The organism is Alloalcanivorax gelatiniphagus (genome assembly GCF_005938655.1).
Classification (GTDB): domain Bacteria; phylum Pseudomonadota; class Gammaproteobacteria; order Pseudomonadales; family Alcanivoracaceae; genus Alloalcanivorax; species Alloalcanivorax gelatiniphagus.
This window is the reverse complement of record NZ_VCQT01000020.1, coordinates 149410-162043: the sequence shown is the minus strand read 5'-3', so window position 1 is coordinate 162043 and position 12634 is coordinate 149410. Positions and strand designations below refer to the sequence as shown.

The following is a 12634-nucleotide window of genomic DNA, read 5'->3' as shown; positions in this document are numbered from 1 at the left end:
TTCAGTCGCGATCAACGGCGGTAGGACACTACCCGATCGCGACTGAAGTCGCTCCTACAAAAGACGCCCCGCCTGTATGTCCCTGGGGGCTACCTTTCGAACGTCCTGTTCTCAACTTGAGCCGCTTAGCGGTGATCCTCTACGCCACGTATTCATCCAACCCTGGATGGAGGCGGTAGGAGCGACTTCAGTCGCGATCAACGGCGGTGGGACACTACCCGATCGCGACTGAAGTCGCTCCTACAGTCGCTTCTACAGAAGACGTCCCGCGTGCTTAGAAGGTGTAGACCACGGAGGCGGTGGTTTCCTGGTCGGTTTTGTGGGTGCCGGCCGGGACTTCCGAGTCGCGGGTCACCAGGTGGCTGAGACGCAGGGCGAAATGGTCGTTGATGCGCGAGGTCAGCGAGGTCTCGGAACGCAGGGTGGTGTTGTCGTCGGCCACCTCGGTGCTCAGGTCCTGGCGGAACGAAGCGGTGGAGCTGATCTTCCATTTGTAGCTGCCCGCGAAACGGCCGATCAGGCTTTCTTCCTTATCGTCGCAGCTGGAGTAGCCGCTTTCCGGCTCCAGACACTCCAGGCGGTAACCGGGACCGGCTTCCAGATCCAGGGTGTGGGCCGGGGTGTCGATAAAACGGCGACCAAGACCGAGGGCGTAGCTGGCCTGGTATTGGTAGCCGGAGAAGGTGTCCTTGTCGTAGGTCAGGACGTTGAAGATGTAATTGTTGTCCGTCAGCTTGCGGTCCAGTTTGTAGGAGCCGTAGTAACGCTCGGCGGTACGCTCCTCCTCGCCGTCATCGTCCTCGCCCACGGTGTTGACGCTTTCCAGCTTGGCGGTCTGGCGCCAGTTCAGGCCCTCATGGGTGGCATTGGCCTTGCCAACGATAGACTCGGAGCTGCTGTTGCCGCTCTTGAGCAGGTAGGAGGCTTCCACCTCGATGTCCCAGGCGCGCTCTTCCGCGCTCTCCTGATCCGCGTTCTCCGCCTCCTGGGCGAGGGACAGCACCGGCACCATGGCCACGCCGCAGGCCGCCAGGGCCAACCAATTTTTGCGCATTACTCCTCCAATTCTCAGTACCCGCGAAATCGCCATAGGGTGATGGCACGCGGGGCAATTATGCGTAAAGGCGCCGGAGGCCTGTACCCGCGGCGCACTTTTTTACAATTCAACACCGAAGCGATGCAATCCCCCGCCGATGCCGTCACGCTTTGGGGAACCGGGCCCGCTGCGGGTATACTGCGCGCCTTACGAATCCTCAGGAGCCTTTCATGACCGCCCCTCGACGCCGCGACGCCCTTAATGCCCTGCTCCGTGATCGCATCGTGATCCTGGACGGCGGCATGGGCACCATGATCCAGCGACTCAAGCTCAGCGAGGAGCAATACCGGGGCAGCGAATACGCGGACTGGCACTGCGACCTGAAAGGCAACAACGATCTGCTCAGCGTCACCCAGCCGGAGATGATCGAGCAACTGCACCGGGATTATCTGAACGCCGGGGCCGACATCGTCGAGACCAACTCCTTCAACAGTACGTCCATCGCCATGGCGGACTACGATATGCAGGATCTGGTCCATGATATCAACCTGGCCGCCGCCCGGGTGGCCCGGCGCGCCGCCGACGCGGTGGCCACCGCCGAGCGGCCCCGCTTCGTGGCCGGGGTGCTGGGCCCCACCAACCGCACCGCCAGTATCAGCCCGGACGTGAACGACCCCGGTTTCCGCGCGGTGAGCTTCGACCAGCTGGTGGCGGCCTACCGGGAGGCCACCCATGCCCTGGTGGAAGGCGGCGTGGATCTGATCCTGATCGAAACCATCTTCGACACCCTGAACGCCAAGGCGGCGGTGTTCGCGGTGGACCAATACGCCTACGAAAACGATCTGGATCTGCCGGTGATGATCTCCGGCACCATCACCGACGCCTCCGGCCGTACCCTCACCGGCCAGACCACCGAGGCGTTCTACAACTCCCTGCGCCACGCCCGGCCGCTGTCCATCGGCCTCAACTGCGCGCTGGGGCCCATGGAACTGCGGCCCTATGTGGAGGAACTGTCGCGGATCAGCGAGTTCCCGGTGTCCGCCCACCCCAACGCCGGCCTGCCCAATGAGATGGGCGAGTACGATCTGGACGCGGCCACCATGGCCAAGGAGATTCGCGGCTGGGCGCAGAAAGGCTTTCTCAACATCATCGGCGGCTGCTGCGGCACCACCCCGGAGCACATCCAGGCCATGGCCGAAGCGGTGGCGGATTGCGCCCCCCGTGCCCTGCCGGACATCGAGGTGCAGTGCCGGCTGTCCGGCCTGGAGCCGTGCAACATCGCCCCGGAGTCGCTGTTCGTCAACGTGGGTGAGCGTACCAACGTCACCGGTTCCAAGCGCTTTCTGCGGCTGATCAAGGAAGAGGATTACGACACCGCCCTGGACGTGGCCCGGGACCAGGTGGAAAACGGCGCCCAGATCATCGACATCAACATGGACGAAGGCATGTTGGAGTCCAAGGAGTGCATGGTGCGCTTCCTGAATCTGGTGGCGTCCGAGCCGGAAATCTCCAAGGTGCCGATCATGATCGACTCCTCCAAGTGGGAGGTGATCGAGGCCGGCCTGAAGTGCATCCAGGGCAAGGGCGTGGTGAATTCCATCTCGCTCAAGGAAGGCGAAAAGCAGTTTCTCGACCAGGCCCGCCTGATCCGCCGTTACGGCGCCGCCACCGTGGTGATGGCCTTCGATGAGAACGGCCAGGCGGAAAGCCGCTCCGAGAAGGTGCGCATCTGTACCCGCGCCTACAAGCTGCTTACCGAGGAAGTGGGCTTCCCGCCGGAAGACATTATCTTCGACCCCAACATCTTCGCCATCGCCACCGGCATCGAGGAACACAACAACTACGCGGTGGACTTTATCGAGGCGGTGGCGGAGATCAAACGCACCCTGCCCCACGCGCTGATCTCCGGCGGCGTGTCCAACGTGAGCTTCTCGTTCCGGGGCAACAACCCGGTGCGCGAGGCGATCCACGCCGTGTTCCTGTACCACGCCATCAAGGCCGGCATGGACATGGGCATCGTCAATCCTTCGCAGCTGGCGATCTATGCGGACATCCCCGAGGAACTGCGTAACGCGGTGGAGGACGTGGTGCTCAACCGCCGCGAGGACGGCACCGAGCGGCTGCTGGATCTGGCCGAGCAGTACCGGGGCTCCGGCGACAAGGAGGTCAAGAAGGAAGACCAGGAATGGCGCTCCTGGCCGGTGGAGAAGCGGCTGGAGCACGCCCTGGTCAAGGGCATCACCGAACACGTGGAAGACGACACCGAGCTGGCCCGGCAAAACGCGGAGCGCCCGCTGCACGTGATCGAAGGCCCGCTGATGGACGGCATGAACGTGGTCGGCGACCTGTTCGGCGAGGGCAAGATGTTCCTGCCCCAGGTGGTGAAATCCGCCCGGGTGATGAAGAAGGCGGTGGCCTATCTGCTGCCGTTCATGGAGAAAGAAAAGGAAGAACTGGGCACCCAGGACGAATCCAATGGCCGCATCCTGATGGCCACGGTAAAAGGCGACGTGCACGACATCGGCAAGAACATCGTCGGCGTGGTGCTGCAGTGCAACGGCTACGAGGTCATCGACCTGGGCGTGATGGTGCCCTGCGACAAGATCCTGGACACCGCCAAAAAGGAAAACGTGGACATCATCGGCCTGTCCGGCCTGATCACCCCGTCCCTGGACGAGATGGTCCATGTGGCCAGTGAGATGGCCCGGCTGGGCATGGATTTGCCGCTGATGATCGGCGGCGCCACCACCAGCCGCATCCATACCGCCGTGAAGATCGATCCCCAGTACCAGCAGCCGGTGGTGCACGTGGCCGACGCCTCCCGGGCGGTGGGCGTGGTGTCTCGGCTGCTGTCGCAGACCCAGCGCGACGATTACGCCGCCGAGATCAAAAGCACCTACGAGGGGCTGCGCGAGCGCCGCAAGCAGCAGCAGGTGGACCGGACCCTGGTGTCCATCGACGACGCCCGCGCCAACCGCTTCCAGCCGGACTGGAGCGACTACACGCCGCCGGAGCCGCGGGTTCAGGGCCTTAAGGTGTTTGATGACTACCCGCTGGAAGACCTGGTGGAGCGCATCGACTGGACGCCGTTCTTCCGCTCCTGGGAACTGGCCGGCAAGTTCCCGCGCATCCTGGACGACGAAGTGGTCGGCGAGGAAGCCACCAAGCTGTACCACGACGCCCGCGCCATGCTGGAGAAAATCGTCGCCGAAAAATGGCTCACCGCCCGGGGCGTGATCGGCTTCTGGCCGGCGCAGTCGGACATGGACGATATTCTGCTGTATCGCCAGCCCGGCGACGCGGAGCCGTTCATGACCCTGCACCACCTGCGCCAGCAACTGGACCGCAAGAAAAACGACAAGCCCAACTACGCCCTCAGCGATTTCATCGCCCCGAAGGACAGCGGCAAGCAGGACTGGCTGGGCGGCTTCGCGGTGACCGCCGGCATCGGCATCGACGAGCACGTGCAACGCTTCGAAGCGGACCACGACGACTACAGCTCGATCATGCTCAAGGCCCTGGCCGACCGCCTGGCGGAAGCCTTCGCCGAGCGCATGCACGAGCGGGTGCGCAAGGAATACTGGGGCTACGACGCGGACGAAACCCTCAGCAACGACGAGATGATCTCGGAAAAATACCGGGGCATCCGCCCGGCCCCCGGCTACCCGGCCTGCCCGGACCACACCGAGAAAGCGCTGCTCTGGGAACTGCTGGAACCGGAGAAAAACGCCGGCATGACGCTCACCGAATCCTACGCCATGCTCCCGGCGGCGGCGGTCTCCGGCTGGTACTTCGCCCACCCGGAAGCCCGCTACTTCGGCACCGGCAAACTGGCCCGCGACCAGATGGACGACTACGCCAACCGCAAAGGCATGACCCGCAAGAACATCGAAAGGATGGTGCCGCATTTGCTGGGGTATATTGAGGATTGAGGTCGCGGCGGGTCGCGGCGGATCGCGGCTGAAGCCGCTCCTACAAGGCCCACCGGCGTGCTTTTGTAGGAGCGGCTTCAGCCGCGATCAGGCCCAGTTGAAAGTTCAAAGTTGAAAGTTGAAACGCGGGCTGGGCCGTGGGGGATTGGAAGGCCGTGCCCGCGCTTGCTACAAGCTTCAAGCTTCAACGGGGCCTGAGGTACCGGCACGGTCCTGCTTGTAGCTTGAAGCTTGTAACTTGCAGCCCGGCGCGGGCACGGCGCATCAGCCCGCAAAACGCTCAACCGCGTTTCAACTTTCAACTTTCAACTCCCCCACCCCCAACGTCCCAACCTCCCCGTCCAACACCCCCGTCTGCCCATCCACAACGCTATGAACGACGTCGCTGACGGCCCAGACCGCCGGGATCGCGCAGGCGGTGGCGAGGCTGGCGGCGGCGTTGGCGGGGTCGCGGCCGGCGATGACCAGGGCGCCGGCCTGGGCCAGCCAGGGCACCCAGCTCGGGTCCACCTGATCCACCACCACGATGTCACCGGGCTGCAGGCGGTTCAGACCCCAGGCGCTGCACAGCCGGCGCAGGGGGCCGGTGACCTGGCCGGGCACCAGGCCGGCGCCGCGCAGTACCGGGCTGGGCCGCCCGCCTCCGCCAAAGCCGAAGCCGATGCGGTCCATCTTCCAGTCAGGGGCACCGGCGTGGGCGTCTTCCAGATAGCGGACCTTGCGCTGGCCGAGCACTTCGCCGGCGGCGGAGGCCGGCGTGCGCCGCTCCATCCATAGCTGCCAAAGCTCGTCGAAATAGAGAAAGAAGACGTCATCCGGGTGCGCCAGCAGCCCTTCGCTGACCAGCACCGAGGCCAGGTCCCGCAGCAGGCGGCGCAGCCGTTCGCCCAGGTCGAAGCGCAGCCGCCGGGCCCGCCGCCAGGCCGGCAGCACCGCCGCCAGGGCCGGTTCCGGCGGCGGCGCCCGGTCGTCCAGGGTGCGGGCGGCGGGCCGCAGGCTCTGCCATTGAGCCGGTTTTTCCCGCAGCGGGGCGTGCACCGGGTCGGCGCCGGGACGCAGCTCGCTTTGCTCCAGGCGCTCTTTGTCGCCCGCCAGCACCGCCTCCAGCACCTCGTATTCCTGGCTGTCCAGCAGCGCCGTCAGCGGCAGCGGCGGGCGCCGCCCCACCAGGGCATCGGGCAGCATCAGATAGGCCAGTTCACCGTCCAACCGCGCCAACCGCTCACCCAGCCGGTCCAAGGCCATCAGGCCCCGCCACAGCCGTTCCCGGTCCGCCGGCGGCGGCCGCCAGCGGCGCAGGCGTCGCTGGATGGCCGCCAGCTCCAGACCCAGGCGCCAGCGGCGCGCCGGGCCCGGCGGCGGGGGCCGGGCGGTTTCCGGGCGCGGCGGCAGCCAGGCCGGCGGCACCTTGTCGGCGGCCCCGGGATGGCGGGCCAGCAGCCGGCGGAAGAATTCAGCGTTGCAGTAGAGATGGCTCTGCTGGCGCCGGTAGGGCTCCACCCGGGCCAGGTCGGTCCAGCCCCGGCGGGCCGCCAGCGGCGCCCAAAAGTGGGTTTTCAGCCAGCGCCCCGCCAGGGTGTACCACAGCGGCGTCACCGCCTGGTTGAACAGGGCCGGCGCGGCGCGCCGCACCCACACTTCCTCGGGCACCGGCAGCGAGCCCACCGGCAGGGTCTGCAGCAGCCACAGGGTGTCGCCGTCGAACACCCATTCGCCGGCCTGGGGCCGGTCGAACAGCTGTTTCAGTTGCTCACCCAGGGCCAGCAACCGCTGGCCGCCGACCACTTCATCCAGGGGCTCGCTCTGCGCCTCGCCCCGGTAGACCAGCCGGCCTTCGTCATCGAAGATCAGGCGCTGGCGCTCGGCGCCACCGTCCACCACCCCTTCCACCACCATGTGGGAAAGGTCCTGGCGCAACGGATGGCGGGTGAACAGCACCCCGGCGGCGCGCTGGCGCGGCAGCGCCTGCACCACCACCTGCGCGGGCGCGGACGGGCGCCGGAACACGGTGATCAGCGCCGCCGCCAGGGCTTCGTCGGAATCCAGGTTAAGCAGGCTTTCCCGCTGGGAGTGTTCGTTCATGGCGCCCTGGTGCAACACCCAGTAGCGCTCGCCACTGAACAGCTCCGGCAAGGCGGCCAGGTAGTCGATCAGGCCGTGGCGGTCCAGGTCGATCACGTCGCCACGGTCGATCCGCCAGCTGGGCGGCACCGGCAGCCCCCGGGCGGCCCAGCGCTGCACGTTCTCACCACCGTCCGGGTCGGCGGGCAGTACTTGCATGCTCATGGAATGGAATACTTATCGGTGTGGTTCTCGAAGCCGCCGGGCCAACCAGAGCCCGCCCCCATACAGCATTGGCGTGAGTACCAGGGTGCCCCCCACCAGCACCACGGCAATGCCGCCAAACAGCGCCGGCGCCTTCATCAGGGTGCTCATCAGCGAATCCTGCCAATAGAAGAACCATTCATGGTCGGCGGGAAACAACCAGATGTGAAACTGGTAGAACACCTTGGTGGGGCCGGACACCAGCAGCCAACCTAACATAGCCAGCAACGGGCTCACAGCGACCAGTGCCCGTCCCCGCCATCCCGGCCGGGGGGCGCCGGCGGACAGCCAGGCCAGCGGCAGCCACAGCACCAGCGCCAACCAGAACGCCACCCGCCCCCGGTCGATCAGGTGGGCCACATCGCGCAGATGCAGCACTTCCGCGTGGCGTAACAGGGGAATACGGCGGCCGTCCCGGTCCTGGTAGGCCAGCGCTTCCAGGCCCCGGCCACCGTCGTGCACCGCCACCCGGATATCATGGAACAACGCCTGATGCTGGTGGGCATCCAGGCGTTCGAAATCGCGGCGGTGGTAACGGTTGAGCGGCCCGTAGTGATCGATGTGGGCACCGATCTCCAGTTGCTGGTACCAGAACGGGTAGCCGTAGTCGGCCTGGGCGTACAGGCCCCAGGTGAGGCCCAGGGCCAGCACCAGGCTGGCCAGGCCATAGCCGAACCAGAGCGCCAGGGCCAGGGCCGGCTTCATTGAGCGGGTCGGCTCATGCAACGGGCTCACTCAATTCAACGGGTAAGCGTGGCCCGCAGGGAGGCGGTGCCGGATTTGTCGCCGGCGCTCATTTCCAGGGTGGCCAGGGTGAGCCCCTGCTCTTCCAGGGATTGCAGCCATAACAACAGGGCGCTGGCTTCCTGGTTTTCCAGTTGCACCCGCACCGAGTCGTTGCCGCTGGGGGTGAAACCGCGCAGGGTCAGCCCGTAGTTCTGCGCCGAGCGGCTCACTTCGCTGACCCAGTTGCTGCCCAGCTGGGTGGTGCCGGGCTTGCCACCGCCCCGGGCGGCGCGCACCGCGTCCGCGTTGGCCTCGATCCAGGCCAGGGTCTGCTGATTGGAGAGATAACGCTGGCGGGCGTCCTGGCGGGCGTTCCAGCTGGGCTGCCAGATCAGCCAGTAGACCACCGCCACCGCCAGCAGCACCGCCAGCAGTTGCAGAATGCGCTGCTCGCGGGGTTCCCGGTCCTGGAACCAGGTGACCGCCGGAGCCAGCCGTTTGTTCAGTTGCGAGCGACCTTCTCTGAGTCGTTGTTTCATCCCGCCTGCTCCACCTTGACCCGCGCGGTGACGCCGCTGGCGCCGTTGCGGTAGTTGGCGATGGTGGCGCGCACGCCCTTCTGCTGAAGGGCGGTTTGCAGTTTTTCCACCTGGTCGTATTCCTTGGCGCCCAGATCCAGCACCAGGCTGCCGTCGCGCTGGTCGAACTGGATGCGCTTGGGTTCCACCTCACTGCCGGACAGGGTGGTGGCCACCGCCGGCAGCACCGCGAACAGGGTACTGCCGCCGGCCTCACCGGCGCCCAGGCGCGCCAGCCGCGCCTCGAACTGGCGCCGCAGGCCGGAGGTGGCCCGGTCGCCGGGGAACAGGGACTGGTACAGTTGGGCGGCGTCGGCGAAGGCCTGGTCGGCGGCCTGCTGATAGCGCCACTGCTGGGCCCAGATGGCCGCCAGGGCGATCAGGAACACCGCCGCCGCCAGCCCCATCACCGGTTTCCAGGGGTCCCAGGGGGACGGCCCGGCACGGCGGGTCTGGCGCGGCGCGTAGGCGCCCTGCAGCACTTCCACGCCGCGCTCGGCGGCCAGGCCGGCGCGCAGCCGGTCGCACAGGGTCTGGTCGTCCTCGATGCGGGTGAACGGCCGCTCCTCGTCTTCGTGCAGGGCCATCAGGGCGTCGCGCTGCTCACCGTCGGCCACCAGGGCCTGGTCGCGCTCCAGAATCAGGGCGCCGCGCTCCGGCACGTTGATCAGTACCGGGGTTTCCGGCGCCAGCAGGTCCGCGTCCACCTTCAGCGCGGTGGGCCGCACGCCGGCCTCGTGGCACAGCGCCAGCAAGGCGTCCAGATCCACGCGGTTGATCACCACCACCGGGTAGTTCCCCTGTTCCGGCTTGCCGGTGGCGAACCACAGCTGCTCCGGAGCGTCCAGCAGCTGCTCCTCCAGCAAATACGGCAGCACCCGCTGCAGATGGCGGGCCTGTTTGCGGCTCAGGGCCACCTGGGTAAGCAGTGCCTCGGCGCTGGTGATCACCAGATTCGCGCCGGCGCCGTCCTGGTGGCGCAGCGCCTCGCCCAGCGTGGTCCGCTGCGGCGGCTCGCCGGCCACGGTCTGGTACAGCACGGCGGCGGTGTCGAGTCCTTCCGCCTGGTGCTGGCTGAATGCCCCCGGGGCCAGATAGATCAAAGCTGATTCGGCCAAAATAGGTGTCCTTTACGTCCCTGGAATACTGTCTATCACATTGTTGTTGTCATCGCCCGCATTGTAGAAGGGATTGCAGGCGGGTTCGAGCGGCGCCAACAGCGGTTTGATCTGCCGGCTGTAGACCCGGGTGCCGTTGGCGCCGCCACCGGAGGCCCGCCGCACCCGGCTGACCAGACGGCTGAGATCGCCGGCCACTTCCACATCCACCATCACCTGGAAATACTCGCTGGATACCCCCAGGCGCTCGCTGAGCTGCTGCTTCTGGGCTTCGTCCAGGTCGGCGAACGGCGCCTGCTGCATCAGGGTGGCCACGTCGGCGATCGGCTCTTCCCGGCGCATTTTCTCCACCAGCTTGGCACCCTCGCCGCCGGTGTACAGCCCCAGCACCGCGTCCAGCACCGGCACCGGCGCGGTGTTCACGTTCAGTTTGGTGTCCACCGGCAGCGCCGTGAACAGGCCCCACATGGCCGCGTCCGGGAACAGGTCGGCGACCCGGAAGTCGCGCAGGGCACGCAGTTCCGATTCGTGGGCGGCGGGCATATTGGGCGTGCGGCTGAGCCGGTATTCCGCGTCCTCGGCGCCTTCCACCGCGTCCACCAGGTTGTTGCTGTCGAGCCAGTCGGCCATCTGGTTGGCCAGCAGGCTGGCCCGGCTCGGGTCCGGCAGGGTCTGCTCCAGCAGCCGTTGCAGCATGTCGCGGGCCACATCGTCGCGCTCGAAGCCGGTGCCCTGGGCGTTGACCAGCCAGTTCAGATTGAAGCGGCCCTGCAGGTCCTGAACGCTGGCGCTGAGCACGGCGTCCTCGTAGGGCGTGGGCGGCAGCTCCACCGCCCATTGCTCGTCCAGGCAGTCGTCGATCTGCTCGCCCTCTTCCCGATCCGCTTCCAGGTCGTCGTTCAATCCCTGCAGTGCCACCACTTCGGCGGCCATGGCGATTTGATAGCGTTTGTCCCACTCCAGCAGGTTCTCGGTGCGGGTGCGGAAACGGTCCTGGCGGAACATCACTTCCGTGGTAATTGCCGCGATGATGGCGAACAGCATCAGCACGATAATCAGTGCCATGCCCCGCTGGCGGTGGCGCGCGCTCAGGTGGCCCATGGGTTCACCACGGTGCGGAAGAAGCGGTGCAGCCGCTCCCCGCTTTCCAGTTCGATTTCTACTTCCACGCTCTTCGGCAACCGCTGGGTCCACACCGGCGTGTTCATCATCGCCGGCTCCGGCCAGAATTCCAGCCAGTCCCAGCGGCCGTCCTGGGCCTGGTCCAGATAGCGCACCCGGAACCGCTCCACCTTGTCGAGCAGCACGTCCTGCTGGTATTCGGTGGCCACGTTGGTGTCCAGCACCGGCCAGTAGCGGCGGTACAGTTTGTCGCCCTCCAGGGCGTAGATGACCCGCTGCATTTCGCTGCGACGGCGCAGTTGGAAGGGGTTGGCCCAGCCCAGGCGGGTGAATTCCACATAGTCATCGCGGCCGAAGATGGCCGGCTGGGGGTCGCCGTAGGGGTCGCGCACCGGCCGCGCGATCATCTGCTCGAAATCCAGGGTCAGATAGGTGACCGCCCGTTGCATGTCCTCCAGCTCCGAGGCGCCTTCGCTGAGCATGTCCCGGTTGGCCAGCGCCCGGTTCAGGAACTCCACCGCCAGCACGTAGATCATGGCGAAGATGGCGATGGTCACCAGTACTTCCAGCAGGGTAAAGCCCCGCGCCTTGGAGCGCCTCATCATCCCTCCGTCAGATCCCGGCTGCCGCCGCCGTCACCGCCGCCGGAACCGGAACCGCCGCCGGGGAACGCTTGCCCGTCCTCGGCGGGTTTGCCGATCAGGCTGGCCAGCGTGTACATCATTTCCCGGTGGTCGTCGCCGACGATCTCGCCCACTTCGATATCCACCCGGCGGGTATCCGGGTAGGGCCCGGCGCTGACCGTGGTGCGCACCCACCATTCCCGTTCGCCGACGGTCACGGTGCTGTCGCTGGTGCCGGTGTTGGGCCACTCCTGATAGACCTGCAGCTCCACCAGCTTGTCCGCCGCCACCATGTAGGCGCGGCGGGTGTCGTCGATGGACCGGTAAGCGATGGCGCTGGCCCCCAGGGTCTGGCTCAGGGCGACCATGGCCATGGCCAGGATCGCCACCGCCAGCATCACTTCCACCAGGGTGAAGCCGCGCTGCGCGCCGGCCGGGTGTCGCCCGCTCATCGGTCGCCTCCCAGGAAATCCTCGTCGATCAGTGAATCGTCCGGTTTGTCCTTGGGCGCGGTGAGTTTCTCGTCCGGTTCCTGTTCCGGGTCCCGCACCCGGCCCAGGGCGGTAAGCGCCCGGTCCACTTCCAGATCAATGTCGTTGCGGGAACGGATGGTGAAGGTCACCGGCGTGGTCTCGCCACTGGGGAAGAAGAACACCTGCGGCAGGCTGTCCTCCTGGTCGTCCTGGTCATCCTTGCCCTCCCCGTCCCGGTCGGCCCGCTCCCGTTCCTCGGACAGCAGCCCCCGGTCGTCGCCGAACGGGCTGTCGGTGACCAGCCGTTCCGCCACCTGGTCCAGGCCGAGCTGTTCCTCGTCATCGGTAGGCAGTTCATCGAATTGCCAGGTCAGTTCCAGGGCTTCGGGTAGGCGCCGGGCCTGCAGGCCATTGCCCTGGGCCGGCACGAACCGGCGCTCGCCCACGTCATAGACCAGCGGCGTCCAGCCCTGGTCGGTCAGACGCAGGGCCATCAGCCGGCCGCCGAACAGGCTCTGTTCGTTGAGCAGGGTGAGAGTATCGGACAGCCGCGCCACCTCGCCGTCGAGCTGGCGTTCATCGTCCATCCATACCGGCACCACCAGCACCGCCAGGGAGAGCATGGCGATCAGCCCCACCACCACCAGGATTTCCAGCAGGGTGAAGCCCTGTTGGCGCCGTCCGCCGCGCCGCGTTTCCAT

The 12634-nt window shown here is 66.7% G+C and carries 10 protein-coding genes; 1 reads left to right on the top strand and 9 read right to left on the bottom strand.

Translation table 11 applies throughout. The features are described 5' to 3' along the window. Nucleotides 1-274 precede the first annotated feature (274 nt). Nucleotides 275-1054: a DUF481 domain-containing protein gene (locus tag FGS76_RS05370; RefSeq protein WP_138771592.1), complete on the bottom strand. Its 780-nt coding sequence runs from the start codon at nucleotides 1052-1054 to the stop codon at nucleotides 275-277. 212 nt (nucleotides 1055-1266) lie between these two features. Here FGS76_RS05370 and metH point away from each other — a divergent pair, with 212 nt between their 5' ends. Continuing rightward, entirely contained in the window at nucleotides 1267-4968 is a 3702-nt protein-coding gene (gene metH, locus FGS76_RS05365; RefSeq protein WP_138771591.1) for a methionine synthase, read from the top strand. A gap of 291 nt (nucleotides 4969-5259) precedes the next feature. Here metH and FGS76_RS05360 read toward each other — a convergent pair whose 3' ends face one another. Genes FGS76_RS05360 through FGS76_RS05325 form a run of 8 tightly spaced genes read right to left on the bottom strand, consistent with a single transcriptional unit; the run spans nucleotide 5260 to nucleotide 12634 of the window. Then, the gene (locus tag FGS76_RS05360; protein WP_138771590.1) at nucleotides 5260-7254 is read right to left on the bottom strand and encodes a PEP-utilizing enzyme; all 1995 of its coding nucleotides are present in this window, start codon (nucleotides 7252-7254) and stop codon (nucleotides 5260-5262) included. Nucleotides 7255-7266: 12 nt separating this feature from the next. Next, entirely contained in the window at nucleotides 7267-8028 is a 762-nt protein-coding gene (locus tag FGS76_RS05355; protein ID WP_240692427.1) for a lipoprotein intramolecular transacylase Lit, read from the bottom strand. A gap of 5 nt (nucleotides 8029-8033) precedes the next feature. Continuing rightward, the gene (gene gspM, locus FGS76_RS05350; RefSeq protein ID WP_138771589.1) at nucleotides 8034-8558 is read right to left on the bottom strand and encodes a type II secretion system protein GspM; all 525 of its coding nucleotides are present in this window, start codon (nucleotides 8556-8558) and stop codon (nucleotides 8034-8036) included. Beyond that, nucleotides 8555-9715, bottom strand: a complete 1161-nt coding sequence (gspL, locus tag FGS76_RS05345) for a type II secretion system protein GspL (protein WP_138771588.1) — start codon at nucleotides 9713-9715, stop codon at nucleotides 8555-8557. Before gspL ends, gspM begins: the two co-directional genes overlap by 4 nt. Before the next feature lie 12 nt (nucleotides 9716-9727). After that, the gene (gene gspK / locus FGS76_RS05340) at nucleotides 9728-10816 is read right to left on the bottom strand and encodes a type II secretion system minor pseudopilin GspK (protein ID WP_170214402.1); all 1089 of its coding nucleotides are present in this window, start codon (nucleotides 10814-10816) and stop codon (nucleotides 9728-9730) included. Beyond that, entirely contained in the window at nucleotides 10804-11439 is a 636-nt protein-coding gene (gene gspJ / locus FGS76_RS05335) for a type II secretion system minor pseudopilin GspJ (RefSeq protein WP_138771587.1), read from the bottom strand. Before gspJ ends, gspK begins: the two co-directional genes overlap by 13 nt. Further along, on the bottom strand, nucleotides 11439-11912 hold the full coding sequence (gspI, locus tag FGS76_RS05330) for a type II secretion system minor pseudopilin GspI (RefSeq protein WP_138771586.1): 474 nt from the start codon (nucleotides 11910-11912) through the stop codon (nucleotides 11439-11441). The genes gspJ and gspI overlap by 1 nt, the downstream gene beginning before the upstream one ends. Continuing rightward, nucleotides 11909-12634 (bottom strand): prepilin-type N-terminal cleavage/methylation domain-containing protein, encoded by a 726-nt coding sequence (locus FGS76_RS05325; protein ID WP_138771585.1) that lies wholly within the window; start codon nucleotides 12632-12634, stop codon nucleotides 11909-11911. Before FGS76_RS05325 ends, gspI begins: the two co-directional genes overlap by 4 nt.

Bases quoted from the DNA above. Each gene is read 5' to 3' on its own strand.
- FGS76_RS05370 (WP_138771592.1), bottom strand. From the start codon at position 1,054: ATGCGCAAAAATTGGTTGGCCCTGGCGGCCTGCGGCGTGGCCATGGTG.
- metH (WP_138771591.1), top strand. From the start codon at position 1,267: ATGACCGCCCCTCGACGCCGCGACGCCCTTAATGCCCTGCTCCGTGAT.
- FGS76_RS05360 (WP_138771590.1), bottom strand. From the start codon at position 7,254: ATGAGCATGCAAGTACTGCCCGCCGACCCGGACGGTGGTGAGAACGTG.
- gspM (WP_138771589.1), bottom strand. From the start codon at position 8,558: ATGAAACAACGACTCAGAGAAGGTCGCTCGCAACTGAACAAACGGCTG.
- gspK (WP_170214402.1), bottom strand. From the start codon at position 10,816: ATGGGCCACCTGAGCGCGCGCCACCGCCAGCGGGGCATGGCACTGATT.
- gspJ (WP_138771587.1), bottom strand. From the start codon at position 11,439: ATGAGGCGCTCCAAGGCGCGGGGCTTTACCCTGCTGGAAGTACTGGTG.
- gspI (WP_138771586.1), bottom strand. From the start codon at position 11,912: ATGAGCGGGCGACACCCGGCCGGCGCGCAGCGCGGCTTCACCCTGGTG.
- FGS76_RS05325 (WP_138771585.1), bottom strand. From the start codon at position 12,634: ATGGAAACGCGGCGCGGCGGACGGCGCCAACAGGGCTTCACCCTGCTG.